Below are 21,307 nucleotides of genomic sequence, written 5' to 3'. Positions count from 1 at the left end.
GGGGCGGCGCGGTCGCGCAAGGGGGTAGGGCGAATTTTCCGGGGTCGGGGTCAGGTGCGGTGCCAGACCGCGTCCGGGGCGATTGCGGGGTCGGGCGCAACGCGGCCGTTCCGCGCCAGGTGGATCAGATGGGCGAGCACGTTGCGCGCCGCGGCGGCGTGCAGGGTAGGGGGCGTATCGATATAGAGCGCGGCGACCAGCAGCGGGATCGTCGGCGCGTCGGGCAGTGCGTCGAGGATCGCCGCCTCGCGCATCAGGCGGTGGTCGCGCAGGGTGCGGCAACGGTCGCCTGGGTCCGGGATGGCATCCCCATGGCCGGACAGGAAGCGACGGGCTTGCAGCCGCTCCAGCAGGTCGAGTGAGGACATGAACTGCCCCAGGTCGCCGTCTGGGGGCGAGATCATGGTGCTTGCCCAGGCCATCACGGTGTCGCCGGTGAAGACGGTCCGCGCCTCCGGCCACTCGAAGGACAAGTGGTTGGCCATGTGCCCTGGCGTCCAATGTGCACGCAGGGTCCAGCCGTCGCCCGCCACCGCATCGCCGTCGCGCAGCCGCGTGTCGGGGGCGAAGTCTGGGTCGACGCCCTCGCCCCCGCCCACGTTCCGCAGGGCGGGAGGAGTTGGCGCGCGTCCGGCGTCGGACGGCCCGAAGGCCGCGACCGGCGCGCCGAGCCGTTCCGCCAAGGGGCGCGCGGCGGGCGAATGGTCCAGATGCGAATGGGTGACGAGAATGGCCGCGACCCGCCGCCCCGCCACGGCCCGCGTCAGCGCATCGAGGTGAGCGGGAAGGGCAGGGCCGGGGTCGATCACGGCGACGTCGTCGTGTCCCAAGATCCAGGAATTGGTGCCCGACCCGGTCATGGGCGAGGGGTTGGGCGCGACGACCCGGATCAGGCCGCTTTCGTCCGCCTGCCCAAGGCGATAGCTGTGGGTCATGGATGCGCCGTCCCCCTCACCTCGCCGGGCCCTGCCGCGCCGCTGGCTGCCGCGCAGCTTCTACGCCCGCGCGGCACTGATCCTGATCGTGCCGATCGTCACGCTGCAGCTTGCCGTGGCGGTCATGTTCCTGCAACGCCATTACGAAGACGTCACGATCCAGATGACGTCCAACATGACGCGCGAGATCGAACTGGTGCGCAGGATGCCGGACTTGGCGGCGCAACTCGGCATCGACCCCGTGCCGCCGCCTGTCACCACGCGCATCCGCTGGTGGGATCTGTCGGCGCGGGCCATGCGCCGACGGCTTGAGACGTCGTTCGACGACCTGTCGACCGTCGATACCGTGTCCGAACGCAAGACGGTGCTGCTGGGCTTCACCGATGGCACTGGCCTGCGGTTCCCGCGCAATGCCGTCTCTGCCGCGAACCCGCATCAGCTTCTGGTGCTGATGGTGGCGGTGGCCGTGCTGATGACGGCGGTGTCGTTCCTGTTCATGCGCGGCCAGATCCGCCCGATCCGTCGACTTGCCCATGCAGCCGAAGCCTTCGGGCGGGGCCAGGACCCGGACTATCGCCCTTCGGGCGCGACCGAGGTGCGAGCGGCGGGCATGGCCTTTCTCGACATGCGCCAACGGATCGAGCGGCACATCGAGCAGCGCACACTGCTCCTCTCGGGAGTGAGCCACGACCTGCGGACGCCGCTGACGCGCATGAAGCTGGAACTGTCGATGATGGACTCCGACGAGGCGGGCGCCCTGACCGGCGACGTCGAGGCGATGGAGCGCATCATCGACACTTTCCTCGATTTTGCGCGCGAAAGCGCGAGCGACGAACGGGCCGCAGTCGATGTCCGCGACATCGTGCAGGAAGGTGTCGACATGGCCGCGCCAGGTCGGGGCATCGCGGTCGCGGGGCCGTCGGTCACGTCCGACGTGCTGCCCGACGGGCTGCGGCGGGCGGTGGCGAACCTGGTGTCGAACGCGCTGCGCTATGGCGGCGATGTGAGGGTCGGAGTGCAGGTCAGCGATGCGGCCATCGTCATCGCGGTCGAGGACGACGGCCCCGGTATTGCCCCCGCCGACCGAGAGGAAGCCATGCGCCCCTTCGCACGTCTGGATGCGGCGCGCAGCAACACAGCCGGAAACGTGGGCCTCGGCCTCAGCATCGTGCGCGACGTGGCCCGCGCCCATGGCGGCGCTCTGCGACTGGGCACCTCCGACCTGGGTGGCCTCAAGGCCGAGATCGTGGTGCCGAGGTAGGGTGGGAATGGTAGGCCCGGCAGGACTTGAACCCGCAACCAAGGCGTTATGAGCGCCCTGCTCTAACCAATTGAGCTACAGGCCCACGGTGGTCCTTGCGTAGCAGACCCGCCGGGGCCGTCAAGGCGTGAGCCATTGATGCCCCGGGGGGGTGCTGCTAGTCGGGCGGCAACATGCGGGGGATGCCATGACCGAGTCGAAACCGGGCCTAACCTATGCCGACGCCGGCGTGGACATAGACGCGGGCAATGCCCTGGTCGAGCGCATCAAGCCCGCCGCTCGCGCGACCGAACGGCCGGGCACGATGGCGGGGCTGGGCGGGTTCGGCGCGCTGTTCGACCTCGGCGCGGCCGGGTACCGTGATCCGATCCTGGTGGCGGCGACGGACGGCGTGGGGACCAAGCTGCGGCTGGCGATCGACACCGGGCGGCTCGACACCGTGGGCGTGGACCTTGTGGCGATGTGCGTCAACGACCTGGTGTGCCAGGGAGCCGAGCCCTTGTTCTTCCTTGATTATTTCGCCACCGGAAAGCTCGACATGGAGAAGGCCGCCCAGGTGGTCGAGGGGATCGCCGCGGGCTGCACCGCTTCGGGCTGCGCTCTGATCGGGGGCGAAACAGCCGAGATGCCGGGTATGTATGCGGGCGACGACTTCGACCTCGCCGGCTTTGCCGTGGGCGCGATGGAACGGGGCGGCGACCTTCCGCGCGACGTCGTTGCGGGCGACGTCCTTCTGGGCATCGGGTCGGACGGCGTCCATTCCAACGGCTTCTCGCTGGTGCGCCAGGTGGCGGAGCGAGCGGGGCTTGCCTGGTCCGACCCCGCGCCCTTCGTTGGCACCACGCTGGGCGAGGCGCTGCTGACGCCCACACGGCTCTATGTCCTGCCGGTGCTGTCGGCGATCCGGTTGGGCGGGGTTCATGCGCTGGCTCACATTACCGGCGGTGGCCTGACCGAGAACCTGCCCCGTGTCTTGCCCGGGGGGCTGGGCGCGACGATCGACCTCGGCTCCTGGCAGCCGCCCGCCGTCTTCGGCTGGCTGGCCGAGGCGGGGGGCATCGCGCGGGACGACATGCTCAAGACCTTCAACTGCGGCATCGGCATGGCCGCGGTCGTCGCCGCCGACCGGGCGGCCGATCTGATGACCCTGCTCGAATCGAAGGGCGAACGGGTCTGGCGCATCGGCACCGTGACCGAAGGGCAGGGCGTGACCTGGCAGGGCGACCCGAACTGGTGAAGCGCGTCGCCATTTTGATCTCGGGCGGCGGGTCCAACATGCGACGCCTGGTCGAGGACATGAAGGGCGACCACCCCGCGCGGCCGTGCCTCGTGCTGTCGAACGACCCCGGTGCGGGGGGCTTCGCGCGCGCGGCCGAGATGGGCGTGCCGACCGCCGTCGTCGACCACCGCGCCTTCCCCGACCGACCCGCCTTCGAGGCCGGGCTGACCGACGCGCTGGAGGCCGCCCGCGCCGACATTATCGCGCTGGCCGGGTTCATGCGGATCCTCACGCCGCCCTTCGTCGCGCGCTGGCAGGGGCGGATGCTCAACATTCACCCCTCGCTCCTGCCGAAGTATCGCGGGCTGGACACCCACGCGCGCGCCATCGCGGCAGGCGACGCGGAGGCGGGCTGCACCGTGCACGAGGTGACGGCCGACCTGGACGGCGGGCCGATCCTGGGACAGGCACGGGTGCCGGTGCTGGCGGGCGACACGGCGGCCGATCTGGCGGCGCGGGTGCTGGTGCAGGAACACAGGCTCTACCCGGCCGTCCTGCGCCGCTTCGCGGTGGGCCAGAGGGGGCGTCTTGATCTTTCCCCGCAGGCCGGGATCGACTAGACGGGGCCCGCACGATACGCGAAAGGCTCCCATCATTCCCCCCTCAGAGATCATCACGCTGACCACGACCGAGGCGCTTGCCGCCTTCTGCGCCGAGGCCGCGAAAACCGCCTACGTCACCGTCGACACGGAATTCCTGCGCGAGCGGACGTATTACTCCAAACTCTGCCTTCTGCAGCTCGCCTATCGCGGCGACGGCCGGACCGACGCGGTCCTCGTCGATCCGCTGGCCGACGGGCTCGACCTTGCGCCGCTCTACGCGCTGTTCCGCGACCCGGACACGGTCAAGGTGTTCCACGCCGCACGCCAGGATCTGGAGATCTTCGCCATCGAGGGCGACACGATCCCCACCCCCCTGTTCGACACCCAGGTCGCCGCCATGGTCGCGGGCTTCGGCGAACAGGCCGGGTACGAGACGCTCGCCCGCCGCATCGCCAAGGCGCAGATCGACAAGTCGAGCCGCTTCACCGACTGGTCGCGCCGCCCGCTCTCGGACGCGCAGAAGGCCTATGCGCTGGACGATGTGACCCACCTGCGCGACGTCTACGAATACCTGGCGGCCGAGTTGGACCGCAGCGGCCGCACCGCCTGGGTCGAGGAGGAACTGGACGTTCTGCGCGATCCCGACACCTATCGCACCCACCCGCGCGAGGCGTGGCGGCGGCTCAAGATGCGGAACCCCTCGCCGCGATACATCGGGATCGCGCGCGAACTGGCCGCCTTCCGCGAGGACTACGCCCAGAGGAACGACGTCCCCCGCACCCGCGTCTTCAAGGACGATGCCCTGCTGGAGCTTGTGGCGATGAAACCCCGCACGGCGGACGACCTGTCGAAGGCGCGGCTTCTGCTGCGGGAAGGGCGCAAGGGCCCCATCGCCGACGGCATCCTTGCGGCGGTCGACCGGGGCCTGTCGCTCGACAAGGCAGACCTGCCCGCGCCGCCGGACCAGCGCGCGCGCGACCAGATCAACGGCGCGCTGGCCGACCTGCTGCGCGTGTTGCTCAAGGCCAAGGCGGAACAGGCGGGGGTCGCGTCCAAGCTGATCGCTTCGGCCTCGGACCTCGACGACATCGCATCCGGCAAACGCGACGGCGACTGGTCCCACGGCTGGCGCCGGGAGGTCTTCGGCGAGGATGCGTTGCGGTTATGCGAGGGGCGGATCGCACTGGCGTGCAAGGGGCGGGACGTGCGGATCGTGGGGTTGTGAAGGGTGGGAGATCGGGTAGATGTTTGTGCTCAGAGTGACGGATGGTGCGCCGTGCACGAGCGGCAGCAATGCGCAGGAAACTGAATATGTGAAGTGGCTAAGGCTCGGGCTAGCAGAATGCACTTGATCAGTACTCACAACCAGACGATTTTGTGGTTCATGGAGCGGTTTCTATGAAGCGTCAGATGAGTGATAGCCGACCGTGTATGCTGCAAGAGGGATCTGATTATGGTGGAAGAGCAGCAGACGCTGAACGCCGAGGAGATTGTCCATAAGGCGTTTGATCACTTTCAAACATTCGTTAGTCGCGGCAATCCGTTGGGCAGTGTATTGTTGGAAGGACTGGAACCGGACGGCTCTGTTGCACAAGACCTTTGATGTCCGAGGTTCCCCTTTCCCCGGACGGATTCATCCCACAGTTTCTGTGACAGGTATGCCAAGCGCGGTGTAGCCGTTCATGACTGCGATGCGGATCTGGACCTCCGCGACCTGTCGGTCGAAGTCCCGCGCCATGAGGCGCTGCCGCAGCAGTTTCATACAGTGCATCTTTGTTTCGACGCGGCTTCTGCGGTGGTATCCGCTCCATCGTCGCCAGATCGCGCGGCCGAGGTATTTCGAAGCTCGCAGGGCCTCGTTTCTGGCCACGGCACCAGCGGTGACGGTCTTCCACGGCTTCGCGTTCTTGCGGGGCGGGATGACAGCGTGAGCGCCCCGCTCGGCAATGGCATCATGGCATTTGCGTGTGTCGTAGGCGCCGTCTGCCGTGACGCTGCCGATCTCCTGGTCCGCCGGGATCTGGCCGAGAAGGTCGGGCAACACCGGCGCGTCGCCGACATGGCTCCAGGTGATCGCGACGGCTCGGACCTCCAGTGTTTCCTCATCAATTCCGAGATGGACCTTGCGCCAGACCCGCCGCTTGGGCCCACCATGCTTGCGTGCGTGCCACTCGCCTTCACCCTCAACCTTGATGCCAGTGCTATCGATCAGGAAATGCAGTGGGCCGTTGGAGCCACGATATGGGATGTCAACGGCCAGTGTCTTCTGGCGGCGCGATAGCGTGCCGAAGTCAGGCACCGCCCAGTTCAAACCGATCAGACGTAACAGGCTCTCGACGAACCCGGTCGTCTGCCGTAGCGCCATGCCAAACAGAACCTTCATCGTCAGGCATGTCTGGATGGCGGTATCGCTGTAGATCTGCTGTCGACCACGTTTGCCGGTCGGCGCAGCCTCCCAACTGATCTCGGGATCGAACCAGATAGTCAGTGAGCCCCGGCGCTTGAGCGCTTCATTGTAGGCGGGCCAGTTCCTGGTCTTGTAAGTCGGGGGTATGTGTCTGCTCATCCATCCCAGCTACCGCGCTGGATTCGCGAGATGAATCCCTCACAGGATTTGTGCAACAGAGCCCTCGCAAGCCCAACTGGGCAACGTCACTCTCCTATCGGAGTGATCCGTCTTTTGGGTCAGTTATATGTCACAAAAGTCGGTTTTGTCTGTCACTCGACAAGGAGATGTTGGCGCGCTGGGGAGGATTCGAACCCCCGACCCCTTGATTCGTAGTCAAGTACTCTATCCAACTGAGCTACCAGCGCACTACGGGGGCGGGATAGACCCCGGCGGCGGTGCGTGCAAGGGTCTTTTTGGGCGGCGGTCGTCCCTTGGCGGTGACGCCCGGCGGGCTGCGGCCTAGACGTCGCCCGCGGCCTTGGGAAGGTCGATACGGAAGACGGTGCCGCCCTCCCCGCTCCGTTCCAGCGCCAGGGTGCCGCCGTGGCCACGCACCAGTTCCGACGCGATGGCGAGGCCCAGCCCCGTGCCGCCCTTGCGGACGTTGCCCTGAAAGGCCTGGAACAGGTTCTCCTGCGCTCGAGCGGGCAGGCCCGGTCCGGTGTCGGACACGCGGACGGTCCAGGTGTCCGCGTCCTCCTCCGCCGTGATCCGCACCTCGCCCGGCCTGCCGGTCGCCTGGATCGCCTGCCGCGCGTTGCGGATCAGGTTGCCCAGGATGCGGTGCATCTGCTCGGGGTCGAGGCGTACCGTCATCGCGGGGGGGACATCGTGGCGGATCTCGACCGAGGCCACATCGATCGAAAGCTGTTCGCTTTCGCAGACCTCATCAAGGACGCGGGCCAGCGGCACCATCTGCAGCGCGGGGGGCGCTTCCTCGGCCCGGCCGAAGGCGAGCGTGCCCTCGGTCAGGTTCACGGCGCGGGTGAGCGAGGCGACGATCTTGGGGGCCACGCGGCGCACCGTCGGGTCGTCCACCATCTCCATCCGGTCGGCCAGCAAAGTGGCGGTGGTCAGGATGTTCCGCAAGTCATGGCTGATCTTGGCGACGGCGGCGCCCAGCTGGGCCAAACGCTCCTTCTGGCGCAGCGACTGGGACAGCTGGGTTTCGAGGTCGCGCAGCGTCGTCTCGGCCTCGCGCAGCTCGCGCACCGAGGATCGGGGCTCGATGATGCGGTTCGCGTCCTCGGGGGCCGCGGCATAGCGGATCATCTGCGCGACCAGCGACTTGATCGGCACGACCATCAGGCGGCGCACAGCCAGGAACAAAAAGACCGAGGTGATGACCGAGATCACGAGGCTCAGCCACAGGATGTTCATGCCGTAGTCGATCATGGCGCGGTGCAGGTCGGACGTCTCGATCGCCGCCTCGATCTGCACGCCGCCGCCCTGCGCGGGCTCGGCGATGACGCGGATCACCTCGGGGCCGGGGCGGGCAAAGCGCAGGACGGCGTCGCGGATCAGGGCGGACACCGGCGGATCGCGCAGGTCGACGGTGCGCGTGACCGGCCCCGGCAGGTCCGACGACAGCACCAGCTGCCGCAACGCGTCGCGCCGCAGGACCACGTTGAGGACGCCCGCGTTCTCCAGCAGTTCGGCCTCCACCGCGTCGTCGATCATATCGTTCGCGCCCAGAAGCGCCAGCGACGCGATCTGTGCCCGCTCCATACGGTCGGTCAGGTAGTCCAGCCGGAACCGCGCGATGGACGGCACGAATATCAGCACTTCAGCCAGCATCACGAAAGCCACCGTCAGGATCAGGAATCGGCCCGAAAGGGTGCGGAACATGGGTCATCCGGTCGTGGTTACATCGGCCCTTATGCCTGCCGCGGACCGTCCGCGACAGGGGGCGCGTCAGCGCGTCCGGCGCTGGACAAGCCGGACGGCGCGCTTCACCCAGTCGCTCTCGAACAGGCGGGGGGTGTAGTACTGGCCAGCGACGCGCTTGGAAATTTCCCCCAGCGTCGGATAGGGCGCGACCATCGAGGTGACGGCCCCGATCTTCATGCGCTTGGCGATGAGAAGCGCCCAGAGCCCGATCAGCTCACCGGCATGGGGGCCCGCGATGGACACGCCGACCGGTCGGCCGCGCACGACCATCACCTTGATCCGACCGTCGGTGCGGCCTTCGGTCACGGCACGGTCGTTGTGGTCGAACCCGGCCTGCAACACCGTCAGGGACTTTCCGTGCCGTTCGCGCGCCTGCGCCTCGGTCATGCCCACCTGCGCCAGTTCGGGGTCGGTATAGGTCACCCAGGGGATGTGGTCGGTGCGGACCCTGGCGGGCAGGCCGAACAGGATGGGACGGATCACGGTGGAGCCATGATAGCCCGCGACGTGGGTGAACTGCATGCCGCCGGCCACGTCGCCCACGGCATAGACGCGTCGGTTCGTCGTCCGCAGGTCCGGGCCCACGCGGATGGCGCGGTCGTGCTCGATGCCCGCGCGGTCGAGATCCAGACGGTCGATGTTCGCGCGCCGCCCGACGGCCATCAGAAGATGGCTGCACCGATGGTCGCCCTTGTCGGTATGCACGACGATGGCCCCGGCGCGGCCGCTGACGCGCTTGGCCTGCGCGCCCTCGACGATGTCGACGCCCTCGGCCCGCAGGTGGCGCAGGACGATCTCCGCCATCTCGGGATCGTCCTTGCCCAGCGCCCTGGCCCCTTCGATCACCGTGACCTTGCAGCCGAGGCGGACGTGAGCCTGCGCCATCTCCATCCCGATGGGACCGCCGCCGACGATGACCAGATGGGACGGTGCCTCCATCAGGTCGAACAGCGTCTCGTTGGTCAGGTAGGGCACGTCCTCCAGCCCGTCGATGGGTGGCACGAGCGGCGAGGATCCGGTGGCGACGACGATGCGGCGCGCGGTGATGCGGTGCTCTCCAGTCTCGACGGTGTCGCGGTCGACGAAGCGGCCGTATTCGCGGATGACGCGCACGCCCAGCCTTTCGAACCGCTCCTGCGAATCGATGGGGGCGATGGTCTCGATGACCTCATGGACGCGGCGCTTGGCAGCGGCATAGTCGATCTTCGGCTTGACCGGCGTGATGCCGTAGTCCGCACCGCTCGTCATCGCATGGGCATGCTTGCCCGCCGCGATCAACGTCTTGGACGGCACGCAGCCGTAGTTGAGGCAGTCGCCCCCCATCCGGTCGCCTTCCAGCAACGTGACATCGGCACCCATCTGCACTGCCCCCGCCGCCACACTGAGGCCGCCCGACCCCGCGCCGATCACCAACACATCCGTCTTGATCCGTTCCATCCGAGGGCCTTTCGTCAGGGGGGTTGCGCCATCGCGTCCAGACCCTCAACCCGCCGTCGGCGCCGCGGGTTTCGCTGCAAATCGAAACATCCCGCTTGCATTTTTCGGAAGCTGGCGACTGGGTCCGGCCTGTTGACAGGTCCGCACGCCGCGTCTAGACGGCGGCTTCACGTTTTCCCGGTCGCTGGTTCATCCGCGGCTCCGACGCAAGACACCCCGGAGAGATTGCCATGAAGCGCACCTTCCAGCCCTCGAACCTCGTTCGCAAGCATCGCCACGGCTTCCGCGCCCGCATGGCCACGAAGGCCGGCCGCAAGATCCTGAACGCCCGCCGCGCGCGCGGCCGCAAGGTCCTGTCTGCCTGACAGCGACGACGTGTCGAACGGTGGGGCACCGGGCGGATCGCCGCCTTCGGTACCCTTTGTCATGTCCGCCCGTCCCCGGTCGCTGCGCGCCCCGCCTTTGCGGGTGCTGTCGCGCCGGTCGCAGTTCCTGGCGCTGAACCGGGGTTTGCGGGTGCCGGCCGGGTCGTTCCTGCTGCAGGCCCGCGACCGGGGCGATGGCGACCCGGAAATCGGCGTGGGTTTCACCTGTTCGCGCAAGGTCGGCAACGCCGTCGCCCGCAACCGGGCCAAGCGCCGCCTGCGCGAAGCGGCGCGGTTGATCCTGCCCGAAGGCGGGCGGCCGGGGTGGGACTATGCACTGATCGGTCGCGCGGGGGTCACGGCGGATCGCCCTTTCGACGCACTGCTCGACGATCTGCGCGGCGCGCTCGACCGGGTGCATCGGTGACGCCGCTGGCATGTGTGCTGTCCTGGCCGGTCCACGCCTATCGCGCGGTGTTCTCGGCCCACGTGGGCCACAACTGCCGCTATCAACCGACGTGTTCGGCCTACGCGCTGGAGGCACTGGAGCGGCACGGCGGCCTCAGGGGCGGCTGGCTCGCCGCACGGCGCATCGCCCGGTGCCATCCCTGGGGCGGGTCCGGCATCGACAACGTGCCCGACCGACGGTGACGCCGGCCGGCAGGCGGGTTAAGGAAAGGTCAAAGGAGCGCAAGACAATGCTCGACGATCACGACGACATCCATCCGCTGTTCAAGGGCGCGCCCGGAACGACCGGGTTCCGCAAGCTCCGCAAGCGCATCATCCGCGAAACCCGCGAGGCGATCGACCGCTACGGCATGGTCGATCGTAGCGGCCCTCGCGCAAAATGGCTGGTCTGCCTGTCGGGGGGCAAGGACAGCTATACCCTGCTCGCCGCGCTGACGGAGCTGCAATGGCGCGGCCTCCTGCCGGTCGACATCCTCGCCTGCAACCTGGATCAGGGGCAGCCAAACTTTCCCGCGACGGTCCTGCCGGAGTTCCTGGCGCGCATGGGCGTGCCGCACCGGATCGAATACCGCGACACCTATTCCGTCGTCGTCGACAAGGTGCCGGCGGGGCGGACCTTCTGCGCGCTCTGCTCGCGGCTTCGACGCGGCAACCTCTACCGCGTCGCGCGCGAGGAAGGATGCTCCGCCGTCGTGTTGGGCCACCACCGCGACGACATCCTCGAGACGTTCTTTCTCAACCTGTTCCACGGCGGCAAGATCGCGACCATGCCGCCGAAGCTGCTAAACGACGAGGGCGACCTGCTGGTACTCCGCCCGCTCGCGCATGTGGCCGAGGCCGACTGCGACCGCTTCGCCCGCGCGATGGACTATCCGATCATCCCCTGCGACCTCTGCGGCTCGCAGGACGGGTTGCAGCGTCAGGCGATCAAGGCGCTGCTGGACGGGTGGGAGGCGAAGGCGCCGGGTCGCCGGGCCAAGATGTTCTCGGCGATGATGCAGGTGCGGCCGTCCCACATGCTCGACCCCGCGCTGTTCGATTTCGCGGGGCTCGCCGCCGGTGGTGCCCCGATTGTCGCGAATTCGCCGGATATTCCGATCCTGCGTTAAGGCCCCGTTGACCTCCGGCCGCCTAGGTCTGACCCCGAACCGGGGACCGGAGGATCGAATGACGCAACGGACATCACCTATATCGACCGCTCGTGGGTGGCTGGCACGGGTGCGGGGCAGAACCGACTGGATGATGCTGTTCCCGGCGGTCGCCGCCGTGGCATGGACCTTCGGACAGGATGCGGTCGCCATGGCGCTGGTGCTCGTCCTGCCCGTATTCCTGGCGCTCGACCGACGGACGGCCGCATCGCCGCCGGGCGCGATGATGGACCGCCGGATGTCGCGGGCCGCCGTGCAGCGTCTCGTGGAAGACACCCTCCAGGACTGCGCGCGGCGCGACCGGACCACGGCCGTCCTGCACGTCCAGGTGGACGATCCGCATTTCGCCGACGGTGACTGGACGGCCGACATGGGCGAGCGGATCATGGATCGGGTGACGCAGCGGGTGTCATCGGCCATGCGCGGTCAGGATGCGGTGACGCGCGTCGGCGACGATGGAATGGTGGTCGTGCTGGCGCCGACGCGCCGCGCCGATCTCGACGTCGTCATGAATATCGTCGACCGCATCCAATCCGCCGTGGCGGAGCCTGTGTCGCTCGACGGGCGTGCGGTGCGCGTCCAATGCTCCATCGGCATCTGCTCGGAGGCGATGGCCCCCGCACGCACCGGCGCCGCGATGCTGGCCGCCGCCGACTGCGCCCTGCGGATCGCACGGCGGCAGGGCGACGGGGCGGTGCGCGCCTTCAATCCGACCATCCGCAGCCAGGTCGAAACCGATCACCGGCTGGCCGGCTGCATCGAAGACGCGCTCGCGGGCGGAGAGATCCGGCCATGGTTCCAGCCCCAGATCGACAGCCGCACCGGCCAGCTCGCCGGGTTCGAGGCGCTGGCCCGCTGGCATCACCCCGAGCTCGGCGTCCTGACGCCCGGCCAGTTCCTGCCCACGATCACCTCCGCCGGACGGTCCGCCGACCTGGGGGAGCAGATCCTGAAGGCGAGCCTCGAAGCCCTCATCGAATGGGACCGGGCCGGTCTCGACGTGCCCTGCGTGGGCATCAACGTCTCGCTGGAGCAACTCGCCGACCCGCGGCTGGCCGAACGCATCATCTGGCAACTCGACCGCTACGACGTTCAGCCCCCCCGCGTGGCAATCGAGATCCTCGAGACCGTGACCCTGCGCGATGGGGACGAGACGATCACCCGCAACCTGGCTGCGCTGCGCAAGGCCGGGTTCCGGCTGGACCTCGACGATTTCGGCACCGGTGCCGCCTCTATCGCGCACATCGCCCGGTTCGGCGTGCACCGCATCAAGATCGACCGGAGCTTCGTCGAGGGGATCGACGGCGACAGCGCCCGGCGCACCGTCGTCGGCGCAATCCTGGGCCTTGCGCGCAGCCTCGACATCGAGACGCTGGCCGAAGGGGTCGAGACGCCGGAGGAGCAGGCCACCCTCACCGAGATGGGCTGTCCGCACGTTCAGGGTTTCGGCATCGCCCGGCCGATGCCCTTCGCCGAGACGATCCCCTGGGCGCTCGCCCTGCCCTCCGGCCCCGCCGAGAGCCTGCGGCTGATGCGTCCCCAAGGGTCGGCCTGACGACGACCGGGCGGTATACCGGCCGAACGTGAGGCGGTGTCGACGGGTCGATGCCGCCCAGCCGCGACGGCACGGCTCCCCGCCGAGCCCTGCGGGAAGGGGGTTTGGCCTTGACCTTCCCCCACCCGGTCTGTTGAACGGCGCGCAACCCCGATCCCGCGCGAGACAGGTCTGCAATGGACGATCAGAACAAGAACCTCATCCTTGCCACCGTGCTCAGCGCCGTGGTGCTGCTGATCTGGTTCGTGCTGTTCCCGCCCGAGCAGCAGGCCCCGACGGTCGAGGAAACGGCAACCTCCGATGGCATTCCCGACAGGGCGCCCGGCGCGGTGACTCCGCCGGTAGCGGGCGGAACGCCGACGGCGGTGCCCGGTGCGGTGACCGCGACCCCGGCCGAGAGCCGCGCCACCGCCGTGGCTGCCAGCGCCCGCGTTCCGGTCGACACGCCGCGCCTGACAGGCTCCATCTCGCTGACCGGAGGGCGGATCGACGACATCTCGCTCAAGGACTACCGCGAGACGCTCGACGACGACTCTCCCATCGTCACGCTGCTGTCGCCCGCCGGGGGTCCGCAGGCCTTCTACGCCCTGCACGGCTGGGTTCCGACCGGCGACCTGCCCAGCGAGGCCGTGCCCCAGGCCACGACGCCCTGGACCGCGCCCGACGGGGCGACGCTGACGCCCGAGACGCCCGTGACGCTGACATGGGACAACGGTGCCGGGCTGATCTTCCGGCGCACGATCGCGGTCGATGACGACTACATGTTCACCGTCGCGCAATCGGTCGAGAACACCACCGACGCGGCCGTTCGCCTGGCGCCCTACGGACTGATCGCACGGCATGGCGAGCCGGACACCGCCAATTTCTTCATCCTGCACGAAGGCGTCGTGGGCCGCGCCGACGGCAGCCTGCGGGAAATCGACTACGACGACATCGTGGAATTCGACGCCGATCCGCTGGAAGCCGGTCGCGTCGAAAAGACCGAAGCCGCCGAAGACGGCTGGATCGGCTTCACCGACAAGTACTGGATGGCCACACTCATCCCCTCGTCGGACGCGCCCTTCACCGAGGTCGTGAAATATGTCGAAGGCGCCGACATCTACCAGACGGAAACCCGTCTTGCCCCCATCGATGTCGCGCCGGGCGCGACCGTCACCTCCGAACAACGCGTCTTCGCAGGCGCGAAGGAGTGGGAAGTCCTGCGCGACTATCAGAACGAGGCCAATGTGCCGGGCTTCGTCGATGCGATCGACTGGGGCATCTTCTATTTCCTGACCAAGCCCATCTTCACCGCGCTGCATTTCCTCAACGGCGTGATCGGCAACATGGGCATCGCGATCATCGTGCTGACCTTCGGGATCAAGGCGATCCTGTTCCCGCTCGCCTACAAGTCCTACGTCTCGATGGCGCGAATGAAGGAACTCCAGCCCGAGATGGAGAAGCTGAAGGAGCGGGCCGGCGACGACCGCCAGAAGCTTCAGGCCGGGATGATGGAGCTCTACAAGACCAACAAGGTGAATCCGGCCGCCGGCTGCCTCCCGATCCTGCTCCAGATCCCGATCTTCTTCAGCCTCTACAAGGTGATCTTCGTCACCATCGAACTGCGCCATGCGCCCTTCTTCGGCCCGTTCCAGGATCTGTCCGCCCCCGACCCGACCAGCATCATGAACCTGTTCGGCCTGCTGCCCTATGCGGCCCCCGAACCCGGAACCGTGCTTGCGCTGGTCTTCATCGGCATCCTGCCCATCCTACTGGGCGTGTCGATGTGGCTCCAGCAGCGGCTCAACCCCGCGCCGACGGATGCGACACAGGCGATGATCTTCGCCTGGATGCCCTGGGTGTTCATGTTCATGCTGGGCGGTTTCGCCAGCGGTCTGGTGGTCTACTGGATCACCAACAACACGATCACCTTCACGCAGCAGTACATCATCATGCGCAGCCACGGGGCACGACCCGACCTCTTCGGCAACATCAAGACCAGCGTGCGCCGCAAGAAGCCCGCGCTCGCCGCCAACGACGGCAAGGCCCCGACGAAGAAGGGCAAATAGGTGCGGCTCGCCGAAATCTGGCGGCATCCCATCAAGGCGCACGGGCGCGAACCCGTCGCCGCCTTCGACATCGCGCCGGGCGGCACGATCCCCTTCGACCGCCTCTGGGCCGTCGCGCACGAGGCCGCGCGGCTGGACGGCGACCATTGGGTGCCCTGCGCCAACTTCAATCGGGGCGCCAAGACGCCGGCGCTCATGGCGATCACGGCGCGGATGGGCGACGGCGCCGTCACCCTGTCGCACCCGGACCGCCCCGACCTCGCCTTCGACCCCGATGAGGACAACCGGCCGTTCCTCGACTGGATCGCGCCTCTGACCGACCCGGCGCGGGCTGCACCTTCGGGAATCGTCCGTGCCGCGGCGCGGGGTTTCACCGACACCGCGTTTCCGTCGATCTCGCTCGGCAACATGTCCACGCACGATGCGGTCGCCGCCCGCATCGGCCGCCCCTTGTCCCGCCACCGCTGGCGCGCGAACCTCTGGGTCGATGGCCTGCCTGCCTGGGCGGAGTTCGACTGGGTCGGCCGCGACCTGACGCTGGGCACAGCGCGGTTCCGCGTCGAACAGCGCATCACCCGCTGCCGCGCCACGATGGCCAACCCCGATACCGGCAAGGTCGACGCCGATACCCTGGGCGAGCTGGAGGCCGGCTGGGGCCACCGCGATTTCGGCGTCTATCTCACCTGCATCGCACCCGGTCGCGTGGCCCTGGGCGACATGCTCATCCCGGCCTGATCGGCCGTCCGCCCCTCCGACAGGACATCCCATGACCCTGCCCTTCCCCGTCACCGACGCACCGGACCCCGCGGCCGAGGAAGCCGGACGTCGTCTTTTCGCCACGGGGGGCGAGTTCCTGAAGGGCGTCGTCGCCATGGACGGGATGCCCCCCGCCGACCGGATCGAGGTCTGTTTCGCCGGGCGATCCAACGTCGGAAAATCGACGCTGATCAACGCCTTGACCGGCCGAAAAGCGTTGGCGCGGGCATCGAACACCCCCGGCCGCACGCAGGAGATCAACTTCTTCACCCTGGCCGGCAGCCACTATCTCGTGGACCTGCCGGGCTACGGCTTCGCCAACGCGCCCGTGGCGGTGGTGGCCAAATGGCAGGCGCTGCTCAAGGCCTATCTGGCCGGGCGGCCCAGCCTGCGCCGGGCCTTCGTCCTGATCGACGCGCGGCACGGGGTGAAGGAGGTGGACGAGCAGATCATGTCGCTTCTGGATGCCTCCGCGGTAACGTTCCAGACGGTGCTGACCAAGGCCGACAAGGTCAAGGACGCCGATCGGGACGCGGCCCTCGACCAGACGCGCCGGGCCCTGGCCCGTCACCCCGCGGCCTATCCCGAGCTGATCGTCACGAGCAGCGAAAAGGGCTGGGGCATCCCCACCCTTCGTGCCACGATCGCCACGATGGAATGATACCGTGAAGAAACAGGACGCCATGACCCGCGACAACGCCGCCATCGCCCGCACCCTGAACGAGGCGCTCCCCTACCTCACCCGCTACGACGACGCCGTGGTGGTCATCAAGCTGGGCGGCCACGCCATGGGAAGCGAGGAGGGGATGGCCAGTTTCGCGCGCGATGTGGTGCTGATGCGGACGGTGGGCATCAACCCCGTCGTCGTCCACGGCGGCGGGCCGATGATAAACGAGTTGCTGGCACGGCTGGGGGTCACGTCGGATTTCGTGCGCGGCCAGCGCGTGACCGACGCCGAGACCGTCCGCATCGTCGAGATGGTGCTGGCCGGGCAGGTCAACAAGCGCATCGTGCAGGCGATCAACTCGGCGGGCGGCCGCGCCGTCGGCCTGTCGGGCAAGGATGCGGACATGCTCGTCTGCGACCAGACCGACCCGGATCTCGGCTTCGTCGGGACGCCCACCGAGGTCGACACCCGCCTTCTGCACAGCCTGTTCCGCGACGAGATGATCCCCGTCATCGCGCCCATCGGCACGGGCGAGATGGACGAAACCTACAACATCAACGGCGATGTGGCGGCGGGCGCCATCGCCGCGGCTCTGAAGGCCGACCGCCTGCTGCTCCTCACCGATGTGGCGGGCGTCAAGGACGCGACGGGCGAGGTCGTGACCGATCTGACCGCCGCCGTTCTGCGCCGGATGACCGAGGAAGGCACTGTCGCGGGCGGCATGATCCCCAAGACCGAAACCGCCCTTGCCGCGCTGGAGGGCGGGGTGCGGGCCGTCGTCATCCTCGACGGTCGGGTGCCCAACGCCGTCCTGCTGGAGCTCTTCACCAGCCACGGCGCGGGCAGCATGATCCGGCTCGGCTGAGGCTCAGGTCACGGCCCGGCGCGCGCGGAAGCGGGGTTGGTCCCATTCCGCGGTCGCCATGACCTGCGCCAGATGGCCCACCGCGCCGTCCACCTCGGCCTCCGACACGAAGAGCGGAGTGAATCCGAAGCGCAGGATGTCGGGCGCGCGGAAGTCGCCGACCACGCCGCGCGCGATCAGGGCCTGCATGATCGCATAGCCGTCCGCGTGGCGGAAACTGACCTGGCTGCCGCGGGGCACGCCGGACGCGAGCGCGGGGGTCAATGCCGGGCACCGCGTGGCCACGCCGGCGGCGAACCGCTCCGACAACTCCAGCGACCGGGCACGGAGCGCGGCCATGTCAACCTCGTCCCAGATGTCGAGCGCGGCGTCGAGCGCCGCCATCTGGAGCACGGCCGGCGTCCCGACGCGCAACCGCTCCACCCCCGCGCCGGGGCGGTAGGACGGGTCGAAGGCGAAGGGCGCCGCATGGCCCAGCCACCCCGACAGCGCGGGCTCCACTGCGTCCTGCAGGTTCGGCCGGACGTAGATGAAGGCCGGCGCGCCGGGCCCCGCGTTAAGATACTTGTAGGTGCAGCCCGTGGCGAAATCCGCCCCGGCCCCCGTCAGATCGACCTCATGCGCGCCCGCCGAATGGGCCAGGTCCCAGACCGTCAACGCGCCAGCGGCATGGGCGCGCGCGGTCAGATCCGCCATGTCGTGCATCCGGCCGGTGCGATAGTCGACCTGCGTCAGCATCAGCACGGCAAGATCTTCGTCGATGGTGTCCGCCACCTCCTCGGGCGCGACGACGCGCAGGTCCAGATCGCGGTGCAGCGCGCCGATCAGCCCCTCCGCCATATAGAGATCCGACGGGAAGTTGCCGCCGTCCGACAGGATCACGCGGCGGTCCGGCCGCATCTTGAGCGCGGCGTCCAGCGCCTGGAACACCTTGATCGACAAGGTGTCGCCCACCGTTACCGACCCCGCCGGCGCGCCGATCAGGCGGCCGATCCGGTCGCCCAGACGGCCCGGCCAGCTCATCCAGCCCTCGCCGCCGGCCCCGTCGTTCCACCCGCCGATCAGCATGTCGCGCCATTCGTCCATCGTCCGCGCGACCCGTTCCGGCGCCGCGACGGGCATCGGCCCGAGCGAGTTCCCGTCGAGATAGATCACCCCATCGGGCAGATGAAACCGTGCCCTGAACGCATTCCAATCCATCAGAATTCCCCCCCGGCGATCTGGATCGCCTGTCCGTTGACGCTGCGCGCGCCGTCGCCGCACAGCCACAGCGCCGCCGCCGCCACCTCGTCCGCCTCGATCAGGCGGCGGTGCGGGTTGGCGCCCACCATCACGTTGCGGGCGTCGGCCTGCGACATGCCTGTCCGCTCCATGATGCGGGTGGTATTGCCGGTCACGATGTCGGTGTCCACATAGCCCGGGCAGATCGCGTTGGCCGTCACCGGCTTGCCCGCAAGGTCGGCGGCGACCCCGCGCACCAGCCCGATCATCCCGTGCTTCGACGCGGTATAGGCCGGCGCGCCCTTCAATCCCTTCAGCCCGGCGATGGACGATATCGCGATGGCCCTACCCCAGCCTTCCGACAGCATGTCCGGCAGGCAGGCGCGGAAGATGTGGAAGCAGCCGTCCAGATTGATCGCCATCACCTGCCGCCACATCGCCGCATCCGTCCGCGCCAGCGACGCGCCGCTGGCCACGCCCGCGTTGGCCACGCAGATGTGGACCGGGCCGTTCTGCCCCTGCGCACGCGCGACGCCTTCGGTCACGCTCGCCTCCTCCGCCACGTCCATGGGAACGGCGAGGCATCCGCCGACCTCGGCCAGCACATCGGCGCGGCGTCCCGTCACCGTGACCTTGGCACCCGCGTCGCGCAATGCCTCTGCGATGGCGCGCCCGATGCCGGTGCCGCCCCCTGTGACCAGCGCGTGCCGTCCTGTCAGATCGTCCACAGTTTTCTCCTCCCGACCATCGTTTTGCGCCTACCGCCTTGCATTGGGCGGCCCGACCGCGACAGATAGGCGGCAGCGACATCGTCACGACCGCGGGGAGACCATGCAATGAAGATCGGCGCACCGAAAGAGGTACACGAGGGCGAAGCCCGCGTCGCCATCACCCCCGAAAGCGCGGGGCACCTGCAGAAGCTGGGTCACGAGGTCTTCGTCGAGACGGGGGCTGGCGCCGCCGCCGGGTTCTCGGACGATGCTTACCGCGCCGCCGGGGTCGAGGTGATGAAGACCGCCCCCGCCCTGTTCAAGATGGTCGACGTCGTCGCCAAGGTCCGCCCCCCGACCGAGACCGAGGCCCGGCGCCTGACCCGAGACCAGACGCTGATCTCCTTCTTCTACCCGTCCTCCAACGAAAAGCTGATGGAAACGGTCAAGGCCCGCGGCGCCACCGCCATCGCCATGGACATGGTGCCCCGCATCAGCCGCGCGCAGAAGATGGACGCCCTGTCGTCCATGGCCAACATCGCGGGCTACCGCGCCGTGATCGAGGCGGGCAACAACTTCGGCCGCTTCTTCACCGGTCAGGTGACGGCGGCCGGCAAGGTGCCGCCGGCCAAGGTTCTGGTGATCGGGGCGGGGGTGGCGGGGCTCGCCGCCATCGGCACCTCCACCTCGCTGGGGGCGATAACCTACGCCTTCGACGTGCGCCCCGAGGTGGCAGAGCAGATCGAATCGATGGGTGCGGAATTCGTGTTCCTCGAGTTCGACGCCTCCGAACTGCCCGACGGCGCGGCCACCGGCGGCTATGCGCCGCCCTCCTCGCCTGAGTTCCAGGCCAAGCAGCTCGCCAAGTTCCGCGAGATGGCGCCCGACATCGACATCGTCATCTGCACCGCCCTCATCCCCAACCGCCCCGCCCCCGTCCTCTGGACCGAGGACATGGTGAAGGCGATGAAGCCCGGCAGCGTCATAATCGACCTTGCGGCCGAACGCGGCGGCAACTGCGAATTGACCGTTCCGGACGAAAGAATCGTGACCGACAACGGGGTCACCATCATCGGCTACACCGATTTCCCGAGCCGCATGGCCGCGCAATCCTCGACCCTCTACGGCAACAACATCCGCCACATGCTGGCCGACCTCACGCCCGGGAAGGACGGCACGATCGTTCACGACATGGACGACGACGTGATCCGCGGCGCCACCGTCACGCGCGAGGGTGAGATCACCTGGCCCCCGCCACCGCCCAAGGTCGCCGCCATCGCCGTTCAGACGCGCGAGAAGCCGAAAGTTCCGACGGCCGAGGAAAAGCGCGCCAGCGAGATCGCCGCCTTCAAGACGCAGACGCGGTCGCAGGTCACGATGCTGGCCGTGGGCGCGGCGCTTCTGCTGCTCGTCGGCATCTGGGCGCCCGCGTCCTTCATGCAGCATTTCATCGTCTTCGCGCTGGCCTGCTTCGTCGGGTTCCAGGTGATCTGGGGCGTCAGCCACGCGCTTCACACGCCGCTCATGGCCGTCACCAACGCCATCTCGGGCATCATCATCGTGGGCGCCCTGCTCCAGATCGGGTCGGGCAACTGGCTCGTGGTGATCCTGTCGTTCGTCGCCGTGCTGATCTCCTCGATCAACATCGTCGGCGGTTTCCTCGTCACCCGGCGCATGCTCGCCATGTTCCAGAAATCCTGAGGGGCCGCTG

At 68.4% G+C, this 21,307-nt stretch carries 21 protein-coding genes and 2 tRNA genes; 15 read left to right on the top strand and 8 right to left on the bottom strand.

Annotation, left to right across the window (positions count from 1 at the left end; genetic code table 11):
- Window positions 1-50: 50 nt before the first annotated feature.
- Complete coding sequence (locus tag JAN5088_RS13245; RefSeq protein ID WP_055683256.1) at window positions 51-935, bottom strand: MBL fold metallo-hydrolase; 885 nt, start codon at window positions 933-935, stop codon at window positions 51-53.
- Between JAN5088_RS13245 and JAN5088_RS13240 the strand changes: the two genes are divergently transcribed.
- On the top strand, window positions 934-2,196 hold the full coding sequence (locus tag JAN5088_RS13240; protein ID WP_055683255.1) for an ATP-binding protein: 1,263 nt from the start codon (window positions 934-936) through the stop codon (window positions 2,194-2,196). The two genes, JAN5088_RS13245 and JAN5088_RS13240, sit on opposite strands and share 2 nt — an antisense overlap.
- 8 nt (window positions 2,197-2,204) lie before the next feature.
- On the opposite strand, the gene JAN5088_RS13235 is transcribed toward JAN5088_RS13240, so the two are convergent.
- Window positions 2,205-2,281: transfer RNA gene (locus tag JAN5088_RS13235), tRNA-Ile, on the bottom strand.
- Window positions 2,282-2,383: 102 nt separating this feature from the next.
- Here JAN5088_RS13235 and purM point away from each other — a divergent pair.
- The 4 genes from purM to JAN5088_RS18940 all read left to right on the top strand — a co-directional run bounded on the left by purM (window position 2,384) and on the right by JAN5088_RS18940 (window position 5,620).
- Window positions 2,384-3,433, top strand: coding sequence for a phosphoribosylformylglycinamidine cyclo-ligase (gene purM / locus JAN5088_RS13230; RefSeq protein WP_055683254.1), 1,050 nt, complete (start codon window positions 2,384-2,386; stop codon window positions 3,431-3,433).
- Entirely contained in the window at window positions 3,430-4,035 is a 606-nt protein-coding gene (gene purN / locus JAN5088_RS13225) for a phosphoribosylglycinamide formyltransferase (RefSeq protein ID WP_055683253.1), read from the top strand. Before purM ends, purN begins: the two co-directional genes overlap by 4 nt.
- Before the next feature lie 49 nt (window positions 4,036-4,084).
- Window positions 4,085-5,242 carry a ribonuclease D gene (gene rnd, locus JAN5088_RS13220; protein ID WP_055683368.1) on the top strand — a complete coding sequence of 386 codons (1,158 nt, stop codon included), beginning with the start codon at window positions 4,085-4,087 and terminating at the stop codon, window positions 5,240-5,242.
- A gap of 228 nt (window positions 5,243-5,470) precedes the next feature.
- Window positions 5,471-5,620, top strand: coding sequence for a hypothetical protein (locus JAN5088_RS18940; protein WP_158448489.1), 150 nt, complete (start codon window positions 5,471-5,473; stop codon window positions 5,618-5,620).
- A 30-nt stretch (window positions 5,621-5,650) separates the two neighbouring features.
- On the opposite strand, the gene JAN5088_RS13215 is transcribed toward JAN5088_RS18940, so the two are convergent.
- The 4 genes from JAN5088_RS13215 to JAN5088_RS13200 all read right to left on the bottom strand — a co-directional run bounded on the left by JAN5088_RS13215 (window position 5,651) and on the right by JAN5088_RS13200 (window position 9,793).
- Entirely contained in the window at window positions 5,651-6,583 is a 933-nt protein-coding gene (locus tag JAN5088_RS13215; RefSeq protein WP_055683252.1) for an IS5 family transposase, read from the bottom strand.
- A 171-nt stretch (window positions 6,584-6,754) separates the two neighbouring features.
- A tRNA-Arg gene (locus tag JAN5088_RS13210) sits at window positions 6,755-6,831 on the bottom strand.
- A gap of 94 nt (window positions 6,832-6,925) precedes the next feature.
- Window positions 6,926-8,314, bottom strand: a complete 1,389-nt coding sequence (locus JAN5088_RS13205) for a sensor histidine kinase (RefSeq protein ID WP_055683251.1) — start codon at window positions 8,312-8,314, stop codon at window positions 6,926-6,928.
- 66 nt (window positions 8,315-8,380) lie between these two features.
- Window positions 8,381-9,793 carry a dihydrolipoyl dehydrogenase family protein gene (locus JAN5088_RS13200; protein WP_055683250.1) on the bottom strand — a complete coding sequence of 471 codons (1,413 nt, stop codon included), beginning with the start codon at window positions 9,791-9,793 and terminating at the stop codon, window positions 8,381-8,383.
- A 230-nt stretch (window positions 9,794-10,023) separates the two neighbouring features.
- Between JAN5088_RS13200 and rpmH the strand changes: the two genes are divergently transcribed.
- From rpmH to argB, 9 genes are all read left to right on the top strand, one after another.
- Window positions 10,024-10,158: a 50S ribosomal protein L34 gene (gene rpmH / locus JAN5088_RS13195; protein WP_055683249.1), complete on the top strand. Its 135-nt coding sequence runs from the start codon at window positions 10,024-10,026 to the stop codon at window positions 10,156-10,158.
- Window positions 10,159-10,219: 61 nt separating this feature from the next.
- Window positions 10,220-10,585 carry a ribonuclease P protein component gene (locus JAN5088_RS13190; RefSeq protein ID WP_055683248.1) on the top strand — a complete coding sequence of 122 codons (366 nt, stop codon included), beginning with the start codon at window positions 10,220-10,222 and terminating at the stop codon, window positions 10,583-10,585.
- Window positions 10,582-10,809: a membrane protein insertion efficiency factor YidD gene (gene yidD / locus JAN5088_RS13185; protein WP_055683247.1), complete on the top strand. Its 228-nt coding sequence runs from the start codon at window positions 10,582-10,584 to the stop codon at window positions 10,807-10,809. Before JAN5088_RS13190 ends, yidD begins: the two co-directional genes overlap by 4 nt.
- 47 nt (window positions 10,810-10,856) lie before the next feature.
- Window positions 10,857-11,735, top strand: a complete 879-nt coding sequence (gene ttcA, locus JAN5088_RS13180) for a tRNA 2-thiocytidine(32) synthetase TtcA (protein ID WP_055683246.1) — start codon at window positions 10,857-10,859, stop codon at window positions 11,733-11,735.
- A 130-nt stretch (window positions 11,736-11,865) separates the two neighbouring features.
- The gene (locus tag JAN5088_RS13175; protein ID WP_158448488.1) at window positions 11,866-13,329 is read left to right on the top strand and encodes a putative bifunctional diguanylate cyclase/phosphodiesterase; all 1,464 of its coding nucleotides are present in this window, start codon (window positions 11,866-11,868) and stop codon (window positions 13,327-13,329) included.
- A 176-nt stretch (window positions 13,330-13,505) separates the two neighbouring features.
- Complete coding sequence (yidC, locus tag JAN5088_RS13170; RefSeq protein WP_055683244.1) at window positions 13,506-15,377, top strand: membrane protein insertase YidC; 1,872 nt, start codon at window positions 13,506-13,508, stop codon at window positions 15,375-15,377.
- Entirely contained in the window at window positions 15,378-16,112 is a 735-nt protein-coding gene (locus JAN5088_RS13165) for an MOSC domain-containing protein (RefSeq protein WP_055683243.1), read from the top strand.
- 31 nt (window positions 16,113-16,143) lie between these two features.
- Window positions 16,144-16,794: a ribosome biogenesis GTP-binding protein YihA/YsxC gene (gene yihA / locus JAN5088_RS13160; RefSeq protein ID WP_055683242.1), complete on the top strand. Its 651-nt coding sequence runs from the start codon at window positions 16,144-16,146 to the stop codon at window positions 16,792-16,794.
- Window positions 16,795-16,816: 22 nt separating this feature from the next.
- Entirely contained in the window at window positions 16,817-17,665 is an 849-nt protein-coding gene (argB, locus tag JAN5088_RS13155; protein ID WP_082429997.1) for an acetylglutamate kinase, read from the top strand.
- A 3-nt stretch (window positions 17,666-17,668) separates the two neighbouring features.
- Here argB and kynU read toward each other — a convergent pair whose 3' ends face one another.
- Both kynU and JAN5088_RS13145 read right to left on the bottom strand, forming a co-directional pair.
- Window positions 17,669-18,868: a kynureninase gene (gene kynU / locus JAN5088_RS13150; RefSeq protein ID WP_055683367.1), complete on the bottom strand. Its 1,200-nt coding sequence runs from the start codon at window positions 18,866-18,868 to the stop codon at window positions 17,669-17,671.
- The gene (locus tag JAN5088_RS13145) at window positions 18,865-19,614 is read right to left on the bottom strand and encodes an SDR family NAD(P)-dependent oxidoreductase (protein ID WP_055683240.1); all 750 of its coding nucleotides are present in this window, start codon (window positions 19,612-19,614) and stop codon (window positions 18,865-18,867) included. Before JAN5088_RS13145 ends, kynU begins: the two co-directional genes overlap by 4 nt.
- A gap of 108 nt (window positions 19,615-19,722) precedes the next feature.
- Here JAN5088_RS13145 and JAN5088_RS13140 point away from each other — a divergent pair, with 108 nt between their 5' ends.
- Window positions 19,723-21,297: a Re/Si-specific NAD(P)(+) transhydrogenase subunit alpha gene (locus tag JAN5088_RS13140; RefSeq protein ID WP_055683239.1), complete on the top strand. Its 1,575-nt coding sequence runs from the start codon at window positions 19,723-19,725 to the stop codon at window positions 21,295-21,297.
- Window positions 21,298-21,307 lie beyond the last annotated feature (10 nt).

This window comes from Jannaschia rubra, from assembly GCF_001403735.1.
Taxonomy (GTDB): Bacteria; Pseudomonadota; Alphaproteobacteria; order Rhodobacterales; family Rhodobacteraceae; genus Jannaschia; species Jannaschia rubra.
Note: the sequence above shows the minus strand (reverse complement) of the source record. Positions and strands in the feature narration are given on the sequence as shown.

Bases quoted from the DNA above. Each gene is read 5' to 3' on its own strand.
- argB (WP_082429997.1), top strand. From the start codon at position 16,817: ATGACCCGCGACAACGCCGCCATCGCCCGCACCCTGAACGAGGCGCTC.
- JAN5088_RS13140 (WP_055683239.1), top strand. From the start codon at position 19,723: ATGAAGATCGGCGCACCGAAAGAGGTACACGAGGGCGAAGCCCGCGTC.
- JAN5088_RS13245 (WP_055683256.1), bottom strand. From the start codon at position 935: ATGACCCACAGCTATCGCCTTGGGCAGGCGGACGAAAGCGGCCTGATC.
- JAN5088_RS13240 (WP_055683255.1), top strand. From the start codon at position 934: ATGGATGCGCCGTCCCCCTCACCTCGCCGGGCCCTGCCGCGCCGCTGG.
- JAN5088_RS13190 (WP_055683248.1), top strand. From the start codon at position 10,220: ATGTCCGCCCGTCCCCGGTCGCTGCGCGCCCCGCCTTTGCGGGTGCTG.
- yidC (WP_055683244.1), top strand. From the start codon at position 13,506: ATGGACGATCAGAACAAGAACCTCATCCTTGCCACCGTGCTCAGCGCC.
- ttcA (WP_055683246.1), top strand. From the start codon at position 10,857: ATGCTCGACGATCACGACGACATCCATCCGCTGTTCAAGGGCGCGCCC.
- JAN5088_RS13175 (WP_158448488.1), top strand. From the start codon at position 11,866: ATGATGCTGTTCCCGGCGGTCGCCGCCGTGGCATGGACCTTCGGACAG.
- yihA (WP_055683242.1), top strand. From the start codon at position 16,144: ATGACCCTGCCCTTCCCCGTCACCGACGCACCGGACCCCGCGGCCGAG.
- purM (WP_055683254.1), top strand. From the start codon at position 2,384: ATGACCGAGTCGAAACCGGGCCTAACCTATGCCGACGCCGGCGTGGAC.
- JAN5088_RS13215 (WP_055683252.1), bottom strand. From the start codon at position 6,583: ATGAGCAGACACATACCCCCGACTTACAAGACCAGGAACTGGCCCGCC.
- JAN5088_RS18940 (WP_158448489.1), top strand. From the start codon at position 5,471: ATGGTGGAAGAGCAGCAGACGCTGAACGCCGAGGAGATTGTCCATAAG.
- JAN5088_RS13205 (WP_055683251.1), bottom strand. From the start codon at position 8,314: ATGTTCCGCACCCTTTCGGGCCGATTCCTGATCCTGACGGTGGCTTTC.
- JAN5088_RS13200 (WP_055683250.1), bottom strand. From the start codon at position 9,793: ATGGAACGGATCAAGACGGATGTGTTGGTGATCGGCGCGGGGTCGGGC.
- rpmH (WP_055683249.1), top strand. From the start codon at position 10,024: ATGAAGCGCACCTTCCAGCCCTCGAACCTCGTTCGCAAGCATCGCCAC.